Source organism: Streptomyces sp. NPDC090083, from assembly GCF_044747445.1.
Lineage (GTDB): Bacteria > Actinomycetota > Actinomycetes > Streptomycetales > Streptomycetaceae > Streptomyces.
Genome location: NZ_JBIVED010000007.1, coordinates 104,401 through 126,554, shown reverse-complemented (window position 1 = coordinate 126,554; position 22,154 = coordinate 104,401). Strand labels below are relative to the sequence as shown.

The 22,154-nt window shown below is 72.6% G+C and carries 26 protein-coding genes; 5 read left to right on the top strand and 21 right to left on the bottom strand.

Features of this window, described 5'->3' with window-relative positions:
- Window positions 1–64 precede the first annotated feature (64 nt).
- The 9 genes from trpA to hisI all read right to left on the bottom strand — a co-directional run bounded on the left by trpA (window position 65) and on the right by hisI (window position 7,017).
- Window positions 65–880 (bottom strand): tryptophan synthase subunit alpha, encoded by an 816-nt coding sequence (trpA, locus tag ACIPTO_RS24905; protein WP_401195675.1) that lies wholly within the window; start codon window positions 878–880, stop codon window positions 65–67.
- Window positions 877–2,160 (bottom strand): tryptophan synthase subunit beta, encoded by a 1,284-nt coding sequence (gene trpB / locus ACIPTO_RS24900; RefSeq protein ID WP_366319759.1) that lies wholly within the window; start codon window positions 2,158–2,160, stop codon window positions 877–879. Before trpB ends, trpA begins: the two co-directional genes overlap by 4 nt.
- A 67-nt stretch (window positions 2,161–2,227) precedes the next feature.
- A complete protein-coding gene (gene trpM / locus ACIPTO_RS24895; RefSeq protein ID WP_366319761.1) occupies window positions 2,228–2,461 on the bottom strand; it encodes a tryptophan biosynthesis modulator TrpM in 234 nt (77 codons plus the stop codon).
- A 21-nt stretch (window positions 2,462–2,482) separates the two neighbouring features.
- Window positions 2,483–3,292: an indole-3-glycerol phosphate synthase TrpC gene (gene trpC, locus ACIPTO_RS24890; RefSeq protein ID WP_366319763.1), complete on the bottom strand. Its 810-nt coding sequence runs from the start codon at window positions 3,290–3,292 to the stop codon at window positions 2,483–2,485.
- Between the two features lie 126 nt (window positions 3,293–3,418).
- Entirely contained in the window at window positions 3,419–3,886 is a 468-nt protein-coding gene (locus ACIPTO_RS24885) for a DUF2752 domain-containing protein (RefSeq protein ID WP_401195671.1), read from the bottom strand.
- A gap of 98 nt (window positions 3,887–3,984) precedes the next feature.
- Entirely contained in the window at window positions 3,985–4,233 is a 249-nt protein-coding gene (locus ACIPTO_RS24880) for an HGxxPAAW family protein (protein ID WP_366319767.1), read from the bottom strand.
- Window positions 4,234–4,404: 171 nt separating this feature from the next.
- A complete protein-coding gene (locus tag ACIPTO_RS24875) occupies window positions 4,405–5,046 on the bottom strand; it encodes a TIGR02234 family membrane protein (protein WP_366319769.1) in 642 nt (213 codons plus the stop codon).
- Between the two features lie 52 nt (window positions 5,047–5,098).
- Complete coding sequence (locus ACIPTO_RS24870; protein WP_366319771.1) at window positions 5,099–6,586, bottom strand: anthranilate synthase component I; 1,488 nt, start codon at window positions 6,584–6,586, stop codon at window positions 5,099–5,101.
- Between the two features lie 11 nt (window positions 6,587–6,597).
- A complete protein-coding gene (hisI, locus tag ACIPTO_RS24865) occupies window positions 6,598–7,017 on the bottom strand; it encodes a phosphoribosyl-AMP cyclohydrolase (protein ID WP_366319773.1) in 420 nt (139 codons plus the stop codon).
- Between the two features lie 74 nt (window positions 7,018–7,091).
- Here hisI and ACIPTO_RS24860 point away from each other — a divergent pair, with 74 nt between their 5' ends.
- A complete protein-coding gene (locus ACIPTO_RS24860; RefSeq protein ID WP_366319775.1) occupies window positions 7,092–7,727 on the top strand; it encodes a TIGR03085 family metal-binding protein in 636 nt (211 codons plus the stop codon).
- A gap of 72 nt (window positions 7,728–7,799) precedes the next feature.
- Here the strand turns inward: ACIPTO_RS24860 and hisF are convergent, their stop codons facing one another.
- The 8 genes from hisF to hisD are packed head-to-tail and all read right to left on the bottom strand — an operon-like array spanning window position 7,800 to window position 13,528.
- Window positions 7,800–8,555: an imidazole glycerol phosphate synthase subunit HisF gene (gene hisF, locus ACIPTO_RS24855; RefSeq protein WP_401195666.1), complete on the bottom strand. Its 756-nt coding sequence runs from the start codon at window positions 8,553–8,555 to the stop codon at window positions 7,800–7,802.
- Window positions 8,552–8,962, bottom strand: a complete 411-nt coding sequence (locus ACIPTO_RS24850; RefSeq protein WP_401195664.1) for a RidA family protein — start codon at window positions 8,960–8,962, stop codon at window positions 8,552–8,554. Before ACIPTO_RS24850 ends, hisF begins: the two co-directional genes overlap by 4 nt.
- A complete protein-coding gene (gene priA / locus ACIPTO_RS24845) occupies window positions 8,959–9,687 on the bottom strand; it encodes a bifunctional 1-(5-phosphoribosyl)-5-((5-phosphoribosylamino)methylideneamino)imidazole-4-carboxamide isomerase/phosphoribosylanthranilate isomerase PriA (RefSeq protein WP_401195662.1) in 729 nt (242 codons plus the stop codon). Before priA ends, ACIPTO_RS24850 begins: the two co-directional genes overlap by 4 nt.
- The gene (gene hisH, locus ACIPTO_RS24840) at window positions 9,687–10,334 is read right to left on the bottom strand and encodes an imidazole glycerol phosphate synthase subunit HisH (RefSeq protein WP_401195659.1); all 648 of its coding nucleotides are present in this window, start codon (window positions 10,332–10,334) and stop codon (window positions 9,687–9,689) included. The genes priA and hisH overlap by 1 nt, the downstream gene beginning before the upstream one ends.
- Window positions 10,325–10,489, bottom strand: a complete 165-nt coding sequence (locus ACIPTO_RS24835; protein ID WP_019062288.1) for a hypothetical protein — start codon at window positions 10,487–10,489, stop codon at window positions 10,325–10,327. Before ACIPTO_RS24835 ends, hisH begins: the two co-directional genes overlap by 10 nt.
- Entirely contained in the window at window positions 10,486–11,079 is a 594-nt protein-coding gene (gene hisB, locus ACIPTO_RS24830; protein ID WP_366319785.1) for an imidazoleglycerol-phosphate dehydratase HisB, read from the bottom strand. Before hisB ends, ACIPTO_RS24835 begins: the two co-directional genes overlap by 4 nt.
- Window positions 11,076–12,185, bottom strand: coding sequence for a histidinol-phosphate transaminase (locus ACIPTO_RS24825; protein ID WP_401195655.1), 1,110 nt, complete (start codon window positions 12,183–12,185; stop codon window positions 11,076–11,078). The genes hisB and ACIPTO_RS24825 overlap by 4 nt, the downstream gene beginning before the upstream one ends.
- Window positions 12,182–13,528, bottom strand: coding sequence for a histidinol dehydrogenase (gene hisD, locus ACIPTO_RS24820; RefSeq protein ID WP_401195652.1), 1,347 nt, complete (start codon window positions 13,526–13,528; stop codon window positions 12,182–12,184). The genes ACIPTO_RS24825 and hisD overlap by 4 nt, the downstream gene beginning before the upstream one ends.
- A 171-nt stretch (window positions 13,529–13,699) precedes the next feature.
- Here hisD and ACIPTO_RS24815 point away from each other — a divergent pair, with 171 nt between their 5' ends.
- The 4 genes from ACIPTO_RS24815 (at window position 13,700) to ybaK (ending at window position 17,820) form a co-directional block, all read left to right on the top strand.
- Window positions 13,700–15,277 (top strand): oxidoreductase, encoded by a 1,578-nt coding sequence (locus tag ACIPTO_RS24815; RefSeq protein ID WP_401195650.1) that lies wholly within the window; start codon window positions 13,700–13,702, stop codon window positions 15,275–15,277.
- A 138-nt stretch (window positions 15,278–15,415) separates the two neighbouring features.
- On the top strand, window positions 15,416–16,549 hold the full coding sequence (locus tag ACIPTO_RS24810) for a hypothetical protein (RefSeq protein ID WP_366319793.1): 1,134 nt from the start codon (window positions 15,416–15,418) through the stop codon (window positions 16,547–16,549).
- Between the two features lie 11 nt (window positions 16,550–16,560).
- Window positions 16,561–17,304 (top strand): LON peptidase substrate-binding domain-containing protein, encoded by a 744-nt coding sequence (locus ACIPTO_RS24805; RefSeq protein ID WP_366319795.1) that lies wholly within the window; start codon window positions 16,561–16,563, stop codon window positions 17,302–17,304.
- Window positions 17,305–17,319: 15 nt separating this feature from the next.
- The gene (gene ybaK / locus ACIPTO_RS24800) at window positions 17,320–17,820 is read left to right on the top strand and encodes a Cys-tRNA(Pro) deacylase (protein ID WP_366319797.1); all 501 of its coding nucleotides are present in this window, start codon (window positions 17,320–17,322) and stop codon (window positions 17,818–17,820) included.
- A gap of 276 nt (window positions 17,821–18,096) precedes the next feature.
- Here ybaK and ACIPTO_RS24795 read toward each other — a convergent pair whose 3' ends face one another.
- The 4 genes from ACIPTO_RS24795 to ACIPTO_RS24780 form a co-directional block, all read right to left on the bottom strand.
- Window positions 18,097–18,819, bottom strand: coding sequence for a DUF2567 domain-containing protein (locus ACIPTO_RS24795; RefSeq protein WP_366319799.1), 723 nt, complete (start codon window positions 18,817–18,819; stop codon window positions 18,097–18,099).
- A 34-nt stretch (window positions 18,820–18,853) separates the two neighbouring features.
- Window positions 18,854–19,681, bottom strand: coding sequence for an ABC transporter permease (locus ACIPTO_RS24790; protein WP_366319801.1), 828 nt, complete (start codon window positions 19,679–19,681; stop codon window positions 18,854–18,856).
- Between the two features lie 64 nt (window positions 19,682–19,745).
- The gene (locus ACIPTO_RS24785; protein WP_366319803.1) at window positions 19,746–20,717 is read right to left on the bottom strand and encodes an ABC transporter ATP-binding protein; all 972 of its coding nucleotides are present in this window, start codon (window positions 20,715–20,717) and stop codon (window positions 19,746–19,748) included.
- A gap of 124 nt (window positions 20,718–20,841) precedes the next feature.
- Window positions 20,842–22,065 carry an NYN domain-containing protein gene (locus ACIPTO_RS24780; RefSeq protein ID WP_366319805.1) on the bottom strand — a complete coding sequence of 408 codons (1,224 nt, stop codon included), beginning with the start codon at window positions 22,063–22,065 and terminating at the stop codon, window positions 20,842–20,844.
- Window positions 22,066–22,154: the final 89 nt, after the last annotated feature.

Sequence of the window (22,154 nt, the reverse complement as noted above, 5' to 3'; positions counted from 1 at the left end):
GCAGCGCGCCTCCCCGGCCCCAGGTCCACCCGTTCGAGTGACCAGCCGTTCTACGGTCGTTCCGTCACGCCTGTCCGCGCACGCCCTTCGCGAGGTCGCCCGCGAGCGCGCGGACCGCCTCGACGCCTGCCGCGTCGTCCGGCGCGTCCAGCATCCGCTTGACGAAGGCCGAGCCGACGATCACGCCGTCCGCGAACCGGGCCACCTCGGCGGCCTGCCGGGCGTCGGAGACACCGAGCCCGACGCACACGGGCGTGTCGGTGGTGGCCCGGGTGCGCTCGACGAGGTCCTGCGCCTGCGCGCCGACCGACTCACGGGTGCCGGTGACGCCCATCAGCGAGGCGGCGTAGACGAAGCCGGTGCCGGCCCTGGTGATCTCGGCGAGGCGGGCGTCCCGGCTGCTGGGCGCGACGACGAAGACCGTGGCGAGGCCGTGCTTCTCGGCGTGCTCCCTCCACAGTCCCGCCTCCTGCACGGGCAGGTCGGGCAGGATGCACCCGGCGCCGCCCGCGTCGGCCAGCTCGGCGGTGAAGCGCTCGACGCCGTAGCGGTCGATGGGGTTCCAGTACGTCATGACGAGCACCGGCTTGCCGGTCGCCGTGTGGGCCTCGCGGACCGTGCGCATGACGTCGGCGATCTTGACGCCGCCGCGCAGGGCGATGTCGTCGGCGGTCTGGATGACGGGGCCGTCGAGGACGGGGTCGCTGTGCGGCAGGCCCACCTCGACGATGTCGGCGCCGCCGTCGAAGGCCGCCTTGATCGCCGCGATGCCGCCGTCCACGGTCGGGAACCCGGCCGGGAGGTAGGCGATGAGGGCGGCGCGTCCCTCGGCCTTGGCCGCGGCGAGGGTGTCGCTCAACAGCCGGATGTTGCCGCTCACTTGGCGTCCCCCTCGATCTCGGCGGTGTCGGCCGCGTTCGCGGCGACCTCGGCGTCGGTGTCGTACAGGCCGAAGTAGCGCGCGGCCGTGTCCATGTCCTTGTCGCCGCGCCCGGACAGGTTGACGACGATCAGCCCGTCCTTGCCCAGCTCCCTGCCGACCTCCAGCGCGCCCGCGAGCGCGTGGGCGCTCTCGATGGCCGGGATGATGCCCTCGGTGCGCGAGAGCAGGCGCAGGGCCTGCATGGCCGCGTCGTCGGTGACCGCGCGGTACTCGCCGCGGCCGCTGTCCTTCAGGTAGGAGTGCTCGGGGCCGATGCCCGGGTAGTCCAGACCGGCCGAGATCGAGTACGGCTCGGTGATCTGGCCCTCCTCGTCCTGGAGGACGTAGGACCGCGAACCGTGCAGGATGCCGGGCTCGCCGGCGGTCAGCGTGGCCGCGTGCTCGCCCGTCTCGACGCCGTGCCCGGCGGGCTCGCAGCCGATGAGGCGTACGCCGGCGTCCGGGATGAAGGCGTGGAAGAGGCCGATGGCGTTGGAGCCGCCGCCGACGCAGGCGATGGCCGCGTCGGGGAGGCGGCCGGCGCGCTCCAGGATCTGGCGGCGGGCCTCGACGCCGATCACCCGGTGGAAGTCGCGGACCATGGCGGGGAACGGGTGCGGGCCGGCGACCGTGCCGAAGAGGTAGTGGGTGCGGTCGACGTTGGCGACCCAGTCGCGGAACGCCTCGTTGATCGCGTCCTTGAGGGTGCGGCTGCCGGACTTCACGGCGATGACCTCGGCGCCGAGCATGCGCATCCGGGCCACGTTCAGCGCCTGGCGCCGGGTGTCGATCTCGCCCATGTAGATGGTGCATTCGAGGCCGAACAGGGCGCAGGCGGTGGCGGTCGCGACTCCGTGCTGACCGGCGCCGGTCTCCGCGATGACCCGGGTCTTGCCCATGCGCTTGGTGAGCAGGGCCTGCCCGAGAACGTTGTTGATCTTGTGGGAGCCGGTGTGGTTGAGGTCCTCGCGCTTGAGGAAGATCCGGGCACCGCCCGCCTCCGCGGCGAAACGGGGGACCTCCGTGAACGCGCTGGGCCTGCCGGTGTAGTTGACGAGGAGGTCGTCCAGCTCGCGGGCGAACTCGGGGTCGTGCTTGGCCTTGTCGTACTCGACGGCGACCTCGTCCACGGCGGCGACGAGGGCCTCCGGGATGAACTTGCCGCCGAACGCGCCGAAGTAGCCCTCGGCGCTGGGGACTTGACCCTCAGGGTCGGGAATGAAGAACTCGCTGGGCATGCGGAAACCTCACGGTGAGTTTGTGGAGAACACTGATCGCCGTGGGGGCGGAGCCTGTCGTGCGACCTCAGGCAGTGTGCAGCCGGTCGCGCCCGCGCGGCGGCAGCCGCACAGCGGACACAGCCCCGCGCCCCTCTGGGGCGCGCTGCCATCGACGGCCGTTCACCTGGCCGGGCTCGTCACCGATGACGTAACGCACCCGACGGCCGTGGACGCGCCTCGCGGGCGCGCGGCAGCCCCTCGGACGGCAGCCGCGCGCGAGGCGGGCGTGCCGGTCCATGGGGGTCAGGGTGACGTTCATCGGGGGCAGCCTAGCGGGTGATCAGCCGCGGCCGTGCCGGAGTGCCGGGTGTTCGCCCGCCGCCACCAGGTCCGACACCGCGGACTTGGGGTCGCGGCCGGTGACCAGGGACTCGCCCACCAGGACCGCGTCGGCGCCCGCGTTGGCGTAGGCGATGAGGTCGTGCGGGCCGCGGACGCCGGACTCGGCGATCTTCACGATGTGGGCCGGGATCTCGGGGGCGACGCGCTCGAAGGTGCCGCGGTCGACGTCGAGGGTCTTGAGGTTGCGGGCGTTGACGCCGATGATCTTCGCGCCGGCGTCGACCGCGCGGTCGACCTCGTCCTCGTCGTGGACCTCGACGATCGGCGTGAGGCCGATCGACTCGGCGCGCTCGATGAGGGACTCCAGGGCGGGCTGGTCCAGCGCCGCGACGATCAGCAGGGCGAGGTCGGCGCCGTAGGCACGGGCCTCCCAGAGCTGGTACGACGTGACGATGAAGTCCTTGCGGAGGACCGGGATGTCCACCCGCGCGCGGACGGCCTCCAGGTCGGCCAGCGAGCCGCCGAAGCGGCGCTGTTCGGTGAGGACGGAGATGACGGCGGCGCCGCCCGCCTCGTAGTCCGCGGCGAGGCCCGCCGGGTCGGCGATCGCGGCCAGCGCGCCCTTGGAGGGGCTGGAGCGCTTGACCTCGCAGATGACCTTGACGCCGTCGCCGCGCAGGGCGGCCACGCCGTCCTTGGCCGCGGGAGCCTTCGCCGCACGCTCCTTGAGCTCGTCGAGGCTGACGCGCGCCTGCCGTTCCGCCAGGTCGGCACGGACTCCGTCGATGATCTCGTCGAGCACACTCACGCGAGCGGCCCCCTTCCGGACGGTGGAAAAGCCATGGTCACATCTGACCTCGATGGTATCCGGAGGAAGGCGTAGGCCTCGCATCCGGTTGACGCCGGTCCCACTACCTGGACATGCGACGGTTGATCAAGGATGTAGCCAGCCACCGAACGGCAGGTTCCGGACAACCGTGAAGACCAGCACCAACGCGCCCAGACCCCACAGCTGGACCCGGCCGAGTTCGATCCGCGCGGGCCTGCCGCGCGCCGCGCGGACCACCCAGACGGTCCATACGACCATGAAGGCCAGATAGCCCACCACGGCGATCGCGTTGTCCTGGAGCGCCGCCAGGAAGTCCCCGTGGATGAACTCGTGCGCGCTGCGCAGGCCGCCGCAGCCGGGGCAGTACAGGCCGGTGAGGCGGTACAGGGGGCAGACCGGGTAGTGGCCCGGGTGATTCGGGTCGACGGTGCCCACGTAGGCGAAGGCCCCGGCGACGGCCGCGAGGACGCCTGCGGGCACGGCCACGCGGTGCAGCGCAAACGCAAAAGCGGGGGTGGTGCCGGGGGCGCGCGTCTTCGGCATGCTCTGGCTGTCGGCGTTCACGTCTCGCATTGTGCCCCCTGGTCCGTCCGCGCGGCACGCGCGCGTGAGGGGCGGTCCCGGTGCTCAGGAAACCGCCCCTCCACGACGTCGTGGCTGACCGCCGCGGCTCAGCTGTCGGCGTGCGCCGTCTTGCCGAGCAGTTCGGTCAGGTCCTGGGGACGGTCCTTGGGCATGCCCATTCCCATCGCGCTCATGACCCAGCCGACGATGCCGCCGATGACCACGATCCCCATGCCTGCCCAGAAGCCGGCCGGCTGCGCCATCACCATGAAGGCGCCCGCGACGCAGAAGCCGATGAAGGCGATCGTTGTACCGGTCCAGGCGGCCAAAGTGTGACCGTGGCTGTTGCCCGCCATGACGTGCTCCTCGTTGCTGTGTACGTGTGTGAGCGGACGCTCACGTCTCATTGTTCCGCACGCGAGCGGAACCGATGCTCCGGGGTGGCCCCGCGCGCCGCGCGGAGCGGCCCCGACCGCGCGGCGGCCGGCCGGCGACCTGACGCATCGCCCCCTCGCCCCGCGGAGCGCCTACGCGCCCGTGGGGTCCTCGCCGCGGTCCAGCGCCTTCCAGATGTCCTCGGGCCGGTCGGGGTCCACCACGGGAGCCCGCCGGGCGCGCGGCGCGCCGTTGCGTTCGTAGCGGCCCGACATCGCGGGCCAGCGGCGGCCGTAGAACAGGGCGAGCAGACCGGCCAGCAGGATCAGGCCGCCGCCCACCGCGGCCACGTACGGCCAGGCCGTGTGGTCGAAGGCGTGGACGACGGACGAGGTGTCGCCGGAGGCCTGTGCGGCCTTGTCGTCGAGCGCGGAGCTGTCCGTGGCGCCGAGCAGCGCCGCGGCGACGATGCCCGCGCCGGAGAGCGCGAGCAGGGCGGAGACCGCGAGGCGGCCGGTCCTGCGGACCGCGAAGACGGCGACGAGCGCGGCGAGGCCCACTATGGCCAGGGCCGCGGGCACGCCCGTGACGTCACTGCCCTTGACGGACAGCGGGAACGCGTCGCCGGCCACCGTCGCGGTCCCCATCGACCAGCGCTGACGGGTGGCCAGCAGGGCCACGGCCGCGCCGAGCGCACCGCTGAGCAGGGCCACGGCGAGGCTTCGACGGCCGGCGCGGGCGGGGCCTTCGCCTTCGGAACGGGGGGGAGGAACAGCAGCAGTCACGGAGTCCACTATCGCTCCAACCCCGGGCGAACCGTCACCCGGGGTTCATATGACCCTCGTCCTATTGCCCGAGCCGGTTCGCCGTGTGCACGGCGCGGAGGACCGCCGCCGCCTTGTTGCGGCACTCCTGGTCCTCCAGTTCGGGGTCCGAGTCGGCGACGATGCCGGCGCCCGCCTGGACGTAGGCGGTGCCGTCACGGAGGAGGGCCGTACGGATGGCGATGGCGGTGTCGGAGTCGCCCGCGAAGTCGAGGTAGCCGACGCAGCCGCCGTACAACCCCCTTCTGGACGGCTCGAGTTCGTCGATGATCTGCATCGCGCGGGGCTTCGGCGCGCCGGAGAGGGTGCCGGCCGGGAAGCAGGCCGTGAGGACGTCGAAGGCGGTGCGGCCGGGGGCCACGCGGCCGGTGACCGTCGAGACGATGTGCATCACGTGGGAGTAGCGCTCGACGGACATGAAGTCGACGACCTCGACCGAGCCGGGTTCGCAGACGCGTCCCAAATCGTTACGTCCGAGGTCGACGAGCATGAGGTGTTCGGCGCGCTCCTTGGGGTCGGCGAGGAGTTCGTCGGCGAGGGCCTGGTCCTCCTGCGGGGTCGCGCCGCGGTGCCGGGTCCCGGCGATGGGGTGGACCATCGCGCGGCCGTCCTCGACCTTGACGAGGGCTTCCGGGGAGGAGCCGACGACGTCGAAGCCGTCGAAGCGGAACAGGTACATGTACGGCGAGGGGTTGGTCGCCCGCAGCACGCGGTACACGTCCAACGCGCTTGCCGTGCACGGGGTCTCGAAGCGCTGCGAGGGGACGACCTGGAAGGCCTCGCCCGCGCGGATGCGCTCCTTGACGTCCTCGACGGCGGCTTTGAAGTCGGGGCCGCCCCACAGCGCGGTGTACTCGGGCAGCTCGGAGGGCGGGAGCTGGGCGGGCGGCTGGGCCACCGGCCGGGAGAGGTCCGCCTCCATGGCGTCGAGGCGGGCGACGGCGTCCGCGTAGGCCTCGTCGACACCGGTGTCGAGGTCGTTGTGGTTGATCGCGTTGGCGATCAGCAGGACCGAGCCCTCCCAGTGGTCCATCACGGCGAGGTCGCTGGTGAGGAGCATCGTCAGCTCGGGGAGGCGAAGGTCGTCGCGCTCGCCGGGTCCGATCTTCTCCAGGCGGCGGACGATGTCGTAGCCGAGATAGCCGACCATGCCGCCGGTGAACGGCGGCAGGTCCTCCTGGTGGGGGGTGTGCAGGGTCTCGATGGTGGCGCGCAGGGCGGCGAGCGGGTCGCCGTCCACCGGGACGCCGACGGGCGGGGTGCCCAGCCAGTGGGCCTCGCCGTCGCGGGCGGTGAGGGTGGCGGCGCTGCGGACGCCCACGAAGGAGTACCGGGACCACTGGAACGCCGTGCGGCCGTTCTCCGCGGACTCCAGGAGGAAGGTGCCGGGGCGCTCCGCGGCCAGCTTGCGGTAGAGCGCGACCGGGGTGTCGCCGTCGGCGAGGAGCTTGCGGGTGACCGGAATGACACGGCGGTCGGTGGCCAGCTTGCGGAACGTCTCGAGGTCCATGGCGGCTGACCTTACTGATCCGAGACGGGTGCGCCGGAGCCGCCGCCGTCGGTGGCGGGACCGTCCTTGAGCAGCACGTCGGCGTCGAAGCAGGTGCGGTCGCCGGTGTGGCAGGCGGCGCCGACCTGGTCGACCTTCACCAGGACCGTGTCGGCGTCGCAGTCCAGGGCGACGGACCGGACGTGCTGGACGTGGCCCGAGGTGTCGCCCTTGACCCAGTACTCCTGGCGGCTGCGGGACCAGTACGTGCAGCGGCCCGTCGTCAGGGTGCGGTGCAGCGCCTCGTCGTCCATCCAGCCGAGCATGAGCACCTCGCCGGTGTCGTACTGCTGGGCGATCGCGGGGACGAGCCCGTCGGCGGCGCGCTTGAGGCGGGCGGCGATCTCGGGGTCGAGGCTGCTGGGAGGGGGCGTGCTGGTCATGGGTGCCATTGTGCCGCGCGCGACCGACAGTCACGGCCGGGCGTCCACTGTGCGGACCCCGCGCGCGGTCGTAGGCTGACGGTATGTCGACCTTCGCGAAGCGTGAACGACTTCTGCTCGCCGATCTCCTGGAGACCGCGGGCCCCGACGCCCCGACCCTCTGCGAGGGGTGGCAGACCCGTGACCTCGCCGCGCACGTGGTGGTGCGCGAGCGCCGTGCCGATGCCGCGGGCGGCATCATGATCAAGCAGCTCGCGCCGCGCCTGGAGAAGGTGATGACGGAGTTCGCGGCGAAGCCGTACGAGGAACTGATCCAGCTGATCCGTACGGGCCCGCCGCGCTTCTCGCCGTTCCAGCTGAAGCAGCTGGACGAGGCGTCCAACACGGTCGAGTTCTACGTCCACACGGAGGACGTACGGCGGGCCCAGGAGGGGTGGACCCCCCGCGAGCTGGACCCGGTGTTCCAGGACGCCCTGTGGTCCCGTCTGGAGCGCATGGCCCGGCTGATGGGCCGTACCGCGCCGACCGGGCTGGTGCTGCGCCGCCCCGACGGCCAGACCGCGGTCGCCCACAAGGGAGCGCCGGTCGTGACGGTGACGGGCGAGCCCTCGGAGCTGCTGATGTTCGCCCACGGCCGGCAGAGCGTGGCCGCGGTCGAACTGGACGGCGACGAGAACGCGATCGCCAAGCTCCAGGAGACGAAGCAGCTGGGGATCTGAGCAGGCGGGGCGCCGGGTGGACGACTGAGCCCCGACCGCCTGGCGGCCGGGGCTCACCGCATCTCCACGGCGTCACCGGACGGGGTGACCGGCCTCCTTCAGCGCCTGCTTCACCTGCCCGATCCGCAGGTCGCCGAAGTGGAAGACCGAGGCCGCCAGCACCGCGTCCGCCCCCGCCCCCACCGCCGGGGGGAAGTCGGCGAGCCGGCCCGCGCCTCCGGAGGCGATGACGGGGACGGTCACGTGCTTGCGGACCGCCGCGATCATCTCCAGGTCGTAGCCGTCCTTCGTGCCGTCCGCGTCCATCGAGTTGAGCAGGATCTCTCCCGCCCCCAACTCGGCCGCCCGGTGCGCCCATTCGACCGCGTCGATACCGGTGCCCTTGCGGCCGCCGTGGGTGGTGACCTCGAAGGAGCCCTCGGGGGTGCGGCGCGCGTCCACCGACAGCACCAGCACCTGCCGTCCGAACCGCTCCGCGATCTCCCGGATCAGCTCGGGCCGCGCGATGGCTGCCGTGTTGACGCCGACCTTGTCCGCGCCCGCCCGGAGCAGCTTGTCCACGTCCTCGGCCGTGCGGACGCCGCCGCCGACCGTGAGCGGGATGAACACCTGCTCGGCGGTGCGGCGGACCACGTCGTACGTCGTCTCGCGGTCGCCGGAGGACGCGGTGATGTCCAGGAAGGTCAACTCGTCGGCGCCCTCGGCGTCGTAGACCTTGGCCATCTCGACGGGGTCGCCCGCGTCGCGCAGGTTCTGGAAGTTGACGCCCTTGACGACCCGGCCGTTGTCCACGTCCAGGCAGGGGATCACTCGTACGGCCAGGGTCATGCGGGCTCCCCGGCGTCCGGTGCGGCGCGGTAGGCCTCCACCTCGACCTCGACGACCAGGCTCGGGTCGACGAAGCCGGACACGATGATCATCGAGGCGGCGGGGCGGATCGCGTCGAACAGCTCCTTGTGTGCGCGGCCCACGTCCTCCACATCCCGGGCGTGGGTGATGTACATACGGGTGCGCACCACATCGGCACGGCCGAGGCCCAGCTGGTCCAGCGCCGAGAACGCGACGTTGAACGCGTTGACCGTCTGCTCGTAGGGACCGCCCCCGGCGATCTCGCCGTCCACTATTGACGTGCACCCGGAGACCAGCACCAGGCCGTTCGGCAGCTCCACCGCGCGGGAGTAGCCGAAGGCGTCCTCCCAGGGGGCGCCGGTCGACACGCGTCGTAGCTCGGTCACCGGGCCACCGCCTCCAGAGCCTCTTCCAGGGTGAACGCCTTCGCGTAGAGGGCCTTCCCGACGATGGAGCCCTCGACACCGAGCGGGACCAGCTCGGAGATGGCGCGCAGGTCGTCCAGGGAGGACACGCCGCCCGAGGCCACGACCGGGCGGTCGGTCACCGCGCAGACGTTGCGCAGCAGCTCCAGGTTGGGGCCCTGGAGGGTGCCGTCCTTGGCGATGTCGGTGACCACGTACCGGGCGCAGCCCTCGGTGTCGAGGCGTGCCAGCGTCTCGTAGAGGTCGCCGCCGTCCCGGGTCCAGCCGCGTCCGCGCAGGGTCGTGCCGCGTACGTCGAGGCCGACCGCGATCTTGTCGCCGTGCTCGGCGATGACCTTGGCGACCCACTCCGGGGTCTCCAGCGCGGCGGTGCCGAGGTTCACCCGGGTGCAGCCGGTGGCGAGGGCGGCGGCGAGGGTGTCGTCGTCGCGGATGCCGCCGGACAGCTCGACCTTGATGTCCATGGCGCCGGTGACCTCGGCGATGAGCCCGCGGTTGTCGCCGGTGCCGAACGCGGCGTCCAGGTCGACGAGGTGCAGCCACTCGGCGCCGGAGCTCTGCCAGGCGAGGGCGGCCTCCAGCGGGGAGCCGTAGGAGGTCTCGGTCCCGGACTCGCCGTGGACGAGGCGGACGGCCTGGCCGTCGCGGACGTCGACGGCGGGGAGGAGTTCGAGCTTCGAAGGCATCAGAGGGTTCCGATCCAGTTGTTCAGCAGCTGCGCTCCGGCGTCGCCGGACTTCTCGGGGTGGAACTGGGTGGCCCACAGGGCGCCGTTCTCCACGGCGGCCACGAAGGGCTTGCCGTGGGTCGACCAGGTGACCAGGGGGGCGCGCATCGCCGGGTTCACGACCTCGAGGGTCCAGTCGTGGACGGCGTAGGAGTGCACGAAGTAGAAGCGCGCGTCCGCGTCGAGGCCCGCGAAGAGCCGGGAGCCCGCCGGGGTGTCGACGGTGTTCCACCCCATGTGGGGCACGATCTCGGCCTGGAGGGGTTCGACGGAGCCGGGCCACTCGTCCAGGCCCTCGGTCTCGACGCCGTGCTCGATGCCGCGCGCGAAGAGGATCTGCATGCCGACGCAGATGCCCATCACGGGGCGTCCGCCGGCCAGCCGGCGTCCGACGATCCAGTCGCCGCGCGCCTCCTTCAGCCCCTTCATGCAGGCGGCGAAGGCGCCGACGCCGGGCACCAGCAGGCCGTCCGCGTTCATCGCCTTGTCGTAGTCGCGCGTTATCTCGACCTCGGCGCCCGCGCGCGCGAGGGCGCGCTCGGCGGAACGGACGTTCCCGAAGCCGTAGTCGAAGACGACGACCTTCCTGGCCGCGCTCAACTCCACACCGCCAGCCGCATGACCCCCGCGACCAGGCACATCGCCGCGCCGATGGAGACCAGCACGATGAGGCTCGCCGGCATCTTCTGCTTGACGAAGGAGTAGACCCCGCCGAGGAGGAAGAGTCCGACGACGATCAGGAGGCTGGAGAGGCCGGTCACAGCGCGCCCTTCGTGGAGGGGAGGATGCCGGCCGCGCGCGGGTCGCGCTCGGAGGCGTAGCGCAGCGCGCGGGCGAGCGCCTTGAACTGGCACTCCACGATGTGGTGCGCGTTGCGCCCGTAGGGCACGTGGACGTGCAGGGCGATCTGGGCCTGGGCGACGAAGGACTCCAGGATGTGCCGGGTCATCGTGGTGTCGTACTCGCCGATCATCGGCGCCATGTTCTCGGGCTCGGTGTGCACGAGGTACGGGCGGCCCGACAGGTCAACGGTCACCTGGGCGAGGGACTCGTCCAGGGGGACCGTGCAGTTGCCGAACCGGTAGATCCCGACCTTGTCGCCGAGCGCCTGCCTGAAGGCGGCGCCGAGCGCGAGGGCGGTGTCCTCGATGGTGTGGTGCGAGTCGATGTGCAGATCGCCCTCGGTCTTCACGGTGAGGTCGAACAGACCGTGCCGGCCGAGCTGGTCGAGCATGTGGTCGTAGAAGCCGACCCCGGTCGACACGTCGACCTTGCCGTGCCCGTCGAGGTCGATCTCGACGAGGACCGACGTCTCCTTGGTCGTCCGCTCCACGCGTCCTACGCGGTTCATGTGCTCTGCTCCTTCATCAACTCACGGACCGCGTCGAGGAACGCGTCGTTCTCTTCGGGGGTTCCGGCGGAGACCCGCAGCCACCCCGGGATGCCGTTGTCCCGGACCAGGACGCCCCGGTCGAGGATCGCCTGCCAGGCGGTGTGCGAGTCGGCGAACCGCCCGAACTGCACGAAGTTGGCGTCGGACTCGACGACTTCGCACCCGAGGGCGCGCAACTCCCGTACCAGCCGGTCCCGTTCGGCCTTCAGCTGCTCCACGTACCCGAGCAGGGTGTCGGTGTGCTCCAGTGCGGCCAGCGCGGTCGCCTGGGTGACGGCCGACAAGTGGTAGGGCAGCCGGACGAGTTGGACGGCGTCGACGACGGCCGGGTGCGCGGCGAGATAGCCGAGGCGGAGCCCGGCGGCCCCGAACGCCTTCGACATCGTGCGCGAGACGACGAGATTCGGCCGACCTTCGAGCAGCGGCAGCAGCGAGTCGCCGTGGCTGAACTCGATGTACGCCTCGTCGACGATCACCATCGACGGCCCGGCCGCCTGCGCCGCCTCGTACAGCGCGAGCACCGTCTCGGGCGGAACGGCGTTGCCCGTGGGGTTGTTGGGGGTCGTGACGAACACGACGTCGGGCCTGTTCTCCGCGATCCACCGCCGGGCGGCGGCGAGGTCGATGGAGAAGTCCTCGTTGCGCGGCCCGGAGATCCAGCCGGTCCCGGTGCCGCGCGCGATGAGCGCGTGCATCGAGTACGACGGCTCGAAGCCGATCGCGGTACGGCCGGGCCCGCCGAAGGTCTGCAGCAGCTGCTGGATGACCTCGTTCGAGCCGTTGGCCGCCCACACGTTCTCGACGCCGACCCGGTGACTCCCGGTCCTCGTGAGGTAGGTGGCCAGTGCGGTGCGCAGCTCGACCGCGTCCCGGTCCGGGTAGCGGTTGAGGTCGCGGGCGGCGTCACGGACCCGCTCGGCGATCCGCTCGACCAGCGCCTCGGGCAGCGGGTAGGGGTTCTCGTTGGTGTTCAGCCGTACGGGGACGTCCAACTGGGGCGCGCCGTAGGGGGACTTGCCGCGCAGCTCGTCCCGTACGGGAAGATCGTCGATTCCGAAGCTCACTTGCCGGGCACCTTCCCACCACGCGACAGCTGTTCGTCTCCGGCGAACCTGGCCTTGACGGCGGCCCCGTGCGCGGGCAGGTCCTCCGCCTCCGCCAGGGTCACGACGTGATGCGCCACGTCGGCGAGGGCGTCGCGGGTGTAGTCGACGATGTGGATGCCGCGCAGGAACGACTGCACGGACAGGCCCGAGGAGTGGCAGGCGCACCCTCCGGTCGGCAGCACGTGGTTGGAGCCGGCCGCGTAGTCGCCGAGCGAGACGGGCGCCCAGGGTCCGACGAAGATCGCGCCCGCGTTCCGCACCCGGTCGGCGACCGCGGCGGCGTCGGCGGTCTGGATCTCCAGGTGCTCGGCGCCGTACGCGTCGACGACCCGCAGGCCCTCGTCGACGCCGTCGACCAGGACGATCGCGGACTGCCGGCCGGCCAGCGCCGGGACGATCCGGTCCTCGACGTGCTTGGTGGCCGCGACCTGCTGTTCGAGTTCCTTCTCGACCGCGTCCGCGAGCGCCGCGGAGTCCGTGACCAGGACGGCGGCGGCGAGCGGGTCGTGCTCGGCCTGGCTGATCAGGTCGGCGGCGACGTGCGCCGGGTCGGCGGTGTCGTCGGCGAGGACCGCGATCTCGGTGGGGCCGGCCTCGGTGTCGATGCCGATCCTGCCGGTGAAGTGGCGCTTGGCGGCGGCGACCCAGATGTTGCCGGGCCCGGTGACCATGTTCGCGGGCGGGCAGGACTCGGTGCCGTGGGCGAACATGGCGACGGCCTGGGCACCGCCGACGGCGTAGACCTCGTCGACGCCGAGGAGGGCGCAGGCGGCGAGGATCGTCGGGTGCGGCAGTCCGCCGAACTCGACCTGCGGCGGCGAGGCGAGCGCGACGGACGGGACCCCGGCCTCCTGGGCGGGCACCACGTTCATGATCACGGACGACGGGTAGACGGACCGGCCGCCCGGGGCGTACAGCCCGACCCGGTCGACCGGCACCCACTTCTCGGTGACCGTGCCGCCGGGCACGACCTCGGTGGTGTGGTTCGTGCGGCGCTGCTCGCGGTGGACGAGCCGGGCGCGCCGGATGGACTCCTCCAGGGCCGCGCGGACCTCCGGGTCGAGCCGCTCCAGCGCGTCGCCGAGCGCCTGGACCGGCACCCGCACCTGCTCCAGGCGTACGCCGTCGAACTTCTCGGCGAAGTCGATCAGCGCCGCGTCGCCCCGATGATGCACGGCCTCGCAGATCGGACGCACCTTCTCCAGGGCGGCCGAGACGTCGAAGTCGGCTCGGGGCAGCAGGTCGCGCAGGGCGGGCCCGTCGGGGAGGGCGTCACCGCGCAGATCGATTCGGGAGATCACGGGGACAATTCTCTCAGACGGAGATCGGGCCCCGTTCGCGCGTATCAATGGCTGATACAGAACGTGGCCGGAACCCGGAAGATCCCCTTCACGTCTAGTGTTCCGGGCGTCACGGAGCGGGCATGAACAGCCGTGCGAAACCCGTGAGCAGCCGAGAGGGACGGAAAAGCAGTGACCGAGGGTGCCGGCATCCGCGCGGGGGATCTGCCGGACGATCTGACCGCCGCCGAGGCCGGCATGTGGCAGGCCTTCCGCAATGGCAGCGTGTACGACCTGAGCAGTGGCGACACCGTCGTCGACGATCCGCACGGCGGGCATCCGTGGGGCCCGGAGCGGACGGTGCGGGCCCGCATCGTGTGCTGGCTGCTGCTGGACGGCCCGCCCGCGCTGTCGGGCCGCGTGTCCTCCCTGAAGCTCACGGGTGTGCAGATCAGCGGCGTCCTGGACCTCGCGGGCGGCACGGTCGCGCCGTACGTCGAGCTGAAGGGCTGCCGTTTCGAACGGGAGGTGCTGCTCCCGGAGGCGCGCTTCCAGACCCTGCGGATGGTGGACTGCTCGGTGCCGCGGCTGGAGGCGGCCCGGGTGCACACGGAGGGTGACCTGCATCTGCCGCGCTGCCGCTTCCACAACGGGGTGCGGCTGACCGACGCGCACATCGGGACCGATCTGCTGCTGAACCAGGCGATCGTCTACCGGGACCGCAGCGGGCGCTCGATCGCCGCGGACGGCATGACCGTCGGGCAGGATCTGCAGGCCGAACTCCTGGAATCGCACGGCGAGTTGAGCCTGCGCAGCGCCAAGGTGGGCGTCTCGCTGAGCCTGCGCGGCGCCCGGCTGGCCAACCCGTACACCCGACTCGCCCTGAACGCGCCCCAGTTGACCGTGGGCCGCACCCTGTACCTGACCCCGGCCGGTGTCGGTGGTCCCTGGCTGAGCGGCACGACTCCCGCGCGCGGGACCCGCATCCAGCGGTTCGCCTGCCAGGGCGGGGTGCGGCTGGACGACGGGCGGTTCGGGGACGCGGTGGACCTGGAGCGGGCCCGGTTCACCTTCACGGACGACCAGGAACTGTCGCTGCTCCGCGTCCAGACGCCCGAACTGCGCTTCCTCGGGGAGCAGCCGCAGCGCGGCAAGGTGGTGCTGTCGGGGGCGCGGATCGTCAACCTCATCGACCGGGCGAGCAGTTGGCCGGGCCCCGGCAACCTGCACATGGGCGGTTTCGCGTACGAGAACCTCGTACCGCAGGGCCCGTTCCCGCTGGACGCCCGCCTCGGCTGGGTGGCGGCGGCGACACCGGAGTACAACCCGGAGCCGTACGAACGGCTCGCGACCGTGCTGCGCAACGCCGGGGAGGACGAGGACGCGCGCGAGGTGCTGCTCGCCAAGCAGCGCAGGCGCCGGGAGAGTCTGCCGGTGGCGGCCAAGGTGTGGGGGTTCGTGCAGGACTGGACGGTCGCCTACGGGTACCGGCCGGGCCGGGCCGCGGTGTGGATGGCGGTGCTGTGGGCGGCGAGTTCGCTGGCCTTCGCGCACGCCGACCACGCGCCGGTGAACGGGAACGGGCATCCGCCGTGGAGCCCCGCGCTGTTCGCGCTGGACCTGCTGCTGCCGGTGATCGACCTGGGGCAGGCGGGCCAGTGGCAGCTGCACGGCGGCTGGCAGTGGCTGTCGGTGGTGCTGATCCTGCTGGGGTGGATTCTGGCGACGACGGTCGCGGCGGGCGCCACACGGCTGCTCAGACGCGGCTAGGGCCCGGTCCGCAGCCCGCGCGCACAGCGTTCGAACAGGTGAACAACAGTCACCTTTTGCCTGCCCTTGACCGAAGCGCGTACAACTTTCAGCGGGGTGGCCAATCGGTCTGGCGCACTCCGGATCCGCGGTCTTTCAATGGTCGACACCATGGCTCTGCTGCGCGCGTTCATCCGCACCGCCCGGATGGCAAGGAACACCTCGCGGCTCGCCGCCGGACTGCCGGCCGACGACGAGGTCCTCCTCGACGCGCCCGACGACCGGCTCGGCCCCGCCCTCGTCGCGGCGGGCCGCGGCGAGTACGGCCCGGCGGCCGGCCTGCTGGCCGCGACCCGGGCCGCCGCCGGCTGGGAGGACCGCGACCGCTACACGCGCCGGCTCGCCGCGTTCGCCCGCTGCCGCCCCGAATGGCTCGCGGACTGGCGCGCCGCCGCCCCGCACGACCCGGACGCCCTGCTGGTCGAGGCGCAGCGCGCGGTGGACCGCTGCTGGGAGTCGCCGGCCCGCGCCGAGCTGCTGCGCGAACTGAGCCCGCTGATCACGGCGGCGGCCGAGGCCGAGCCGCGCGACCCGGTGCCGTGGCGCATCGCGCTGGACCGGGCGCGGGGCACGCACGCCGGGCACGCCGAGTTCGAACGCCTGTGGGGCGAGGCGGTCCGCCGCTCCCCGCACCACTACGGCTGCCATGTGGCGGCGCTGGAGTACCTGTCGGCGGCCTGCTGCACCCAGTGGGGCGACACACCCCACACCGCCCGCTGCTCCCACCGCGAGTGCTTCGACTTCGCCGAACCGGCCGCACAGGACGCCCTGCCGGGCTCGCTCGTCCAGGCCCTCCCGGTCCGGGCCGCCTTCGCCTGTCTGACGGGCGGCTGCGCCCCCACGGTCCCGCGCGCCCGCCTGGACGCGGCGGCCGACCTCGCCGTCGCGCTCTCGGCCTCGTACGCGGCGGCCGACCCGTGGCCCGCCGAGGTCCGCAACCTCCTCGTCTACGTCCTGATCCGCCTCGAACGCTGGACGGACGCGCTCGACCAGCTCCGCCTGACAGGCCCGTACGCCACGTCGTTCCCCTGGGACCGGCTCTCCGACGACCCGCTGGGCCAGTTCCTCGAAGTCCGGGACGGCGTACGGATCGCGGTGGCCTCGGAGCTCCCCCTCGGCGGCCCGATTCCGCCCGCTCTGCGGGCGATTCCGACCCTGCCGTGGGCGTTCGAGGACGCACCCGGGTATCCACGGAGTGAGCACGGCGGTCGTGCGCGCTCCGGCGACCATTAGGCTTTTGCGCCGTGACCACCGTCCGGCTGCCGCTCTTCCCCCTGAACTCCGTGCTGTTCCCGGGGCTCGTGCTTCCTCTGAACATTTTCGAGGAGCGCTATCGCGCCATGATGCGCGACCTGCTCAAGACGCCCGAGGAGGAATCGCGCCGGTTCGCCGTCGTCGCCATCCGCGACGGCCACGAAGTGGCGTCTACCGCCCCGGGCATGCCCGACCAGACGGCCGTGCCCGAACGCGGGCCCGCGGCCGGCTTCGGCCCCGACCCGCTCACGTCCTTCCACCCGGTGGGCTGCGTCGCCGACGCGGCGACGATCCGGGAGCGTGCCGACGGCAGCTTCGAGGTGCTGGCGACGGGCACGACCCGGATGCGGCTGCTCTCCGTCGACGCCTCCGGCCCGTTCCTCACCGCCGAGCTGGAGGAGCTGCCCGAGGAGAAGGGCGACGAGGCCGGCGCGCTGGCCGAGGGCGTGCTCCGCGCGTTCCGCCAGTACCAGAAGCGGCTGGCGGGCGCCCGCGAACGCACCCTGTCCACCGGCGAGGCCGAACTTCCCGACGAGCCGGCGGTCGTCTCCTACCTGGTGGCGGCGGCGATGATGCTCGACACGGGGACCAAGCAGCGCCTCCTCCAGGCCCCCGACACCGCCTCCCGCCTGCGCGACGAACTGAAACTCCTTCGCTCCGAGACGGCCATCATCCGTAACCTGCCGTCCCTGCCGGCGTCGGACCTGACCCGTGGCCCGACCAGCCTGAACTGACGCGGGAGTCCCCTGATGGCCAAGAAGCGGAAACAGCAGCAGTCGGGCGGCACCCCGGCGACGGTCGCCCTGACGGCCGCGGGAGTGCCGTACGAACTCCACGCCTACGACCACGACCCCGCCCACCCCTCCTACGGCGAGGAAGCCGCCGAGGCGATGGGCGTCTCCCCCGACCGTGTCTTCAAGACCCTGGTGGCGGACGTCGACGGCACCCTCACGGTCGCCGTGGTCCCGGTGGCGGGCCATCTGGACCTGAAGGCCCTCGCGTCGGCGGTGGGCGGCAAACGCGCCACGATGGCCGACCCGGCCCTCGCCGAACGCACCACGGGGTACGTCCGCGGCGGCATCTCCCCGCTGGGCCAGCGCAAGAAGCTCCGCACGGTCCTCGACGACTCCGCCGGCGCGCATTCTACGATCTGCGTCTCGGCCGGCCGCCGCGGCCTGGAGGTGGAACTCTCCCCCGAGGACCTCACCGGCCTCACGGAGGCGGTACTGGCGCCCATCGGACGTGCGTGACCCCTCGACGGCGGGTCCGTCCTCGGTTAAGCACAAGGGACATGTCGAAGAAAACGCGGAAACGAAAGTGGCGCGTCCGAAAACACCGCGCCAACCACGGCCGCAGGCCGGCGTAGGCGCCTGGAATCGCCACGCCGGACGCGCGTTTCAGCCCGTCCGGCGGGTGAGGACGAGGCCGTCCAGGCCGAAGCGGGGCTCTGGGGGGTGGCAGCCCCCGGGGACGGGACGGGCAGGGGCGGCGGGGGCGAAAACCCCTCGCCGTACCCACCCCTCACGTCAAGCCGTAGGAGTCCCGTACCCGTCCTTGGGAACAGGCCCCTGCTGCAGATACACCGGCTCGGGATCCCGGGGCCCGAACAACGCCGTGAGCCCCAGGTGAACGACGAGCGCGGCCACCGGCCACGCCAGCAACGCCCCCTTCGCCCCCATCTTCAGCGGCGCGGAGAACGTCACCCCCTTGCCCACGGCCTTGGCATGCGCGAGCACGTCCTTCGTGGGCCCGAACCACACCCCCAGCCGCCACGCGATGAACGACGCGAGCAGCCCGCCCAGAGCCAGCCCGGCGACCAGCGGCACTCCCCCACGCCTCCGCAGCAGGAAGACGACGAGCGCGCTCACGACCCCGAAGGCGACGGCGAGCAGAGTGAACGTTCCGTCCACCCCCACGGCCTGCTCCCCTTCGGAGTCCTTGAGGTAGACGACCCAGTTCTTGTCGACGATGTCCCCGACGAGCGGCACATGCGGCGCCAGCCACCACCAGAGCACTCCGAGCAGCACCCCGCCGACCGCCGAGGCGACGGTGACGACGACGGCCTCGACCGCTTCGGTCCTCCAGCCGGGCCCGTCCTGATCGGGCTGCCCGGCGGACGCGTCCTGCGGGCCGTACGCGGGATGTCCGGCGCCCGGGTCGCCCTGGTTGCCCGGGTCACCCGGCGGCTGCCACGGCTCGTGCGAGGACTGGTCACGCGGTGGCGGAGGCGGAGTCAGCGGTGCGGTCACGTTGCCATCGTGCCAGGCCCGGCTGTGCGGCGCGTCACCGGACGGCGGCCCGGCGGTAGGCCCAGGTCGCCACGGCCAGCGAAACGACCCCGACCCCGGCGCATACGGCGAGGTCACCGAGGACGAGCGCCCAGTCCGGATGCTCCCCGAACGTCTGGGCGAAGGCCTCCACGCCGTACGTCGACGGCACCAGATCCCGCAGGAACCGCACCGCGTCCGGCATCCGGTCGGCGGGCAGCACCCCCAGCAACAAGGCCGCCGACATGCCCAACTGCCCGAGCAGCGTGGCGAGTTCGGGCCGGGGCGCGAGCAGCCCGAGGGCGGCGCCGAGCCCGGCGAGGGCGGCCCCGGCGAGCGGGATCACCGCCGCCAGGATCCAGATGTTCCCCATCGGCAGTCCGAACAGCACGCACCCGAAGACGGCGGTCAGCGCGGTCCCGGGCACGGTGAAGGAGGCGTACGCCCCCGCCGCGCCGAGCACCACGGCCGCGGGCGGCACCGGCAGGGTGGCGTAGTGGTCGAGCCCGCCGCTGCCGCGCAGCTGCCCGAAGTACTGGGCGAGGAGGTTGAGCCCGACGTAGGCGACGACGAGCACGGCCGAGCCCGCGACCACGAACTGGGCGTCGTGGCTGCCGCCGTCGACGACCCCGCGCATCATGATCAGGATGCCGACCGACTGGAAGGTCGCCACGAACAGCAGCGGGATCCGCGCGACCCGCGCCCGGGACAGCTGCGCCCGGTACACGGCGGCCATGGACGGCCACAGCCTTGCCTTCGGCCCCAGCTCGGCCGCGCCCGAGGCGGTGGCCTCCGGCACGGCCAGGGAACCACTCGGCAGAACATCGGCGGTTACGACACTCACGTCGCGCTGCTCCTCTCGACGCCGGCAGTCGCCCTGTCCCATACGGATACGACGGCTCGTGTACTCATGCCTTCACCAGCCCCTGCGCGTTGCCGCCCAGTGCCAGGTACACGTCCTCCAGGCTGGGCGTGGCCAGGGTGAAGTCGTCCAGGGCGGCGAACGCGGCCCCGCCGGTCACCGTGGCGACCGCGACCCGGGCCTCCTCGGGGGCCAGCCGGAGCGTCCAGCGGCGGCCCGACTCGACGGCGCGGTCCCGCAGCGCGGCGACCTCCGGGACGTCCAGCGGCGGCTTCTCCCGCCACACCAGCTCGACCCGCACCTCGCCCGCGACCTGTTCCTTGAGCCCGGCGGGGGTGTCGCAGGCGATGACCTTGCCCTGGTCGAGGACGGCGACCCGGTCGAGGACGGTCTCGGCCTCGATGACGTTGTGGGTGACGAGCAGCACGGTGGAGCCGCGCTCGGCCCGGCGCCGGTCGACGGCGGACCACACGGCCCTGCGCGCCACCGGGTCCATCCCCGTGGTCGGCTCGTCCAGCACCAGCAGCGGCCGCTCCCCGACCAGCGCGGCGGCCACACACGCCAGCCGCCGCTGCCCGCCGGACAGCTTCTTCAGCGGCCGCCCGGCGATGGCCGTGAGCCCCAGCTCGTCGAGGACGGCGTCCCGCTCGGCCCGTGCCTCGCGCAGGTCGAGGCCGCGCAGCCGGGCGGTGGTCTCGGCGGCGAGCGACACGGTGAGTTCGTCGAGGGCGGTGGACTCCTGGCCGAGGTAGGCGAGGATCCGCGCGGCCCGCTCCGGGTGGCGCACGATGTCGTGGCCGAGGATCTCGACGCTGCCGGCGTCGGGCCGCATGAGCCCGGTCAGCTGGCGTACGAGGGTGGACTTGCCGGCGCCGTTCGGCCCGAGCAGTCCGAAGATCTCGCCGCGGCGGATGTCGAGGGTGACGTCGTCGGTGGCCCGCACCTCGGGGGTGCCGGGCGCTCCGCGCCGGCCGCGCACCGGCGGATAGGTCTTGCTGAGCCCGCGCACCGCGCACACGACATCGTCACCGTGTCGACATGCCTGTCCCGCGCGCGTACTCACAAGGAACGAGACTACGGGGTCCGGAGCCCCTGCCCGCTCGCGGGTCGGTCGAGAACCGCAAATACCCCGGTAAAGAGCGTCAATCCCCCGCCGGGGCGTGCTCGGCCGCCGTCCGTACGTCGATCTCGCGCCAGAACCCGGCCCGGATCGCGTACCGGTCGTGCTCGTCGATCTGGTCGTCCTTGTGCGCGAGGAGGCCGAACCGGGCGGCGTAGCGCAGCAGTTCGCCGTCGATGCGGTGCGGGACGCGGGGGTACATCCCGGACAGTTTCTGCAGCTGGCCGCCGTGGTCGCCGAGGCGGCCCATCCAGCGGCGGGCGAAGACCTGGCCCACCTCGTAGGGGTCTCCGCCGACCGTGGTGATGTCCTCCTCGCGGTCGGCCCAGCGCTGCTCGGCGGTGGTCAGCTGCGCCAGCGTCGGCATGGAGGCGACCTCGGGCGGCTCGGCGGCGCCGCCCGGCCGGTCGACCCACCCCTTGTCGGAGGACCAGCGCAGGGTCGCGCCGGCGGGCTGCTGGGCGGGCGCGGCGGCGCCGGGGGCCTTCAGGCTCGCCAGGTCCTTGGGGGTGGGCACGCCCTTGGGCGCGGGCACCCGCTCCTGCGTGCCGTTCTCCGAGCCCGGCTCCGCGGTCGCGTGCTCGCTCTCCTCGGCCGGCCGCTCGCGCGCGGCGGGCGCGGACTCGGGCAGCGGCGCGGACAGGATGGCGGCGATCTCCGGCCGCGGCACGGGCGGCGGCGCGCACACCCCGCCGAGATCCTTCGCCCGGACGGCCTGGGTGATCCAAGCCCGGTCCAGCACCCGCCGCTCGTCGGCCTCGGCGACCAGGTCCTCGGACTGGTTGTAGTCCCCGTCGGCGGCCTGCACGGCCCACAGGTGTACGGCGACGCCGTGCTCCTTGGCGGCCATCATGCCCGGCAGCAGATCGCCGTCGCCGGTGACGAGCACGACGTCGGAGCAGGCGCGGTTGCGGGCCAGCTCGGTCAGCTCGGCGTGCATGGCGGCGTCGACGCCCTTCTGCGCCCAGCGGCCGTCGCTGCGGGTCAGGGCGCCGAGGCGGACGGTGACGCGGGGCATCACGCGCAGTCTGCGGTGCTCGGGCTGGGGGACGCGGTCGGGGGCGCCGTCGAACCAGTAGATGCGCAGCAGGGGTCGTTCGGTGTCGGACTCGGCGCGCTCGCGCAGGCCCTGGATGAGGGCGGCGTGATCGACGGTGATCCTGGAACGTGAGGGCTCTCCGGCGAGGAGACTGGCCGCCGCCCCCAGCAGATACCCGGCGTCCACCAGGACGATGCAGCGGTCCACGCGACTCACCCTCTTCCCGGTCGGTTTGCTTCGGGCTTCCTTCGAGTCTGCCCGACCGCACAGGGGTTAACGGCCCGAACTCGATCTTC

Excerpts from the sequence above, each read along its gene's own strand:
- trpB (WP_366319759.1), bottom strand. The coding sequence starts at position 2,160 with ATGCCCAGCGAGTTCTTCATTCCCGACCCTGAGGGTCAAGTCCCCAGC.
- trpM (WP_366319761.1), bottom strand. The coding sequence starts at position 2,461 with ATGAACGTCACCCTGACCCCCATGGACCGGCACGCCCGCCTCGCGCGC.
- ACIPTO_RS24885 (WP_401195671.1), bottom strand. The coding sequence starts at position 3,886 with ATGCGAGACGTGAACGCCGACAGCCAGAGCATGCCGAAGACGCGCGCC.
- ACIPTO_RS24880 (WP_366319767.1), bottom strand. The coding sequence starts at position 4,233 with ATGGCGGGCAACAGCCACGGTCACACTTTGGCCGCCTGGACCGGTACA.
- ACIPTO_RS24870 (WP_366319771.1), bottom strand. The coding sequence starts at position 6,586 with ATGGACCTCGAGACGTTCCGCAAGCTGGCCACCGACCGCCGTGTCATT.
- hisI (WP_366319773.1), bottom strand. The coding sequence starts at position 7,017 with ATGGCACCCATGACCAGCACGCCCCCTCCCAGCAGCCTCGACCCCGAG.
- ACIPTO_RS24860 (WP_366319775.1), top strand. The coding sequence starts at position 7,092 with ATGTCGACCTTCGCGAAGCGTGAACGACTTCTGCTCGCCGATCTCCTG.
- hisF (WP_401195666.1), bottom strand. The coding sequence starts at position 8,555 with ATGACCCTGGCCGTACGAGTGATCCCCTGCCTGGACGTGGACAACGGC.
- priA (WP_401195662.1), bottom strand. The coding sequence starts at position 9,687 with ATGCCTTCGAAGCTCGAACTCCTCCCCGCCGTCGACGTCCGCGACGGC.
- hisB (WP_366319785.1), bottom strand. The coding sequence starts at position 11,079 with ATGAACCGCGTAGGACGCGTGGAGCGGACGACCAAGGAGACGTCGGTC.
- ACIPTO_RS24810 (WP_366319793.1), top strand. The coding sequence starts at position 15,416 with ATGGTCGACACCATGGCTCTGCTGCGCGCGTTCATCCGCACCGCCCGG.
- ybaK (WP_366319797.1), top strand. The coding sequence starts at position 17,320 with ATGGCCAAGAAGCGGAAACAGCAGCAGTCGGGCGGCACCCCGGCGACG.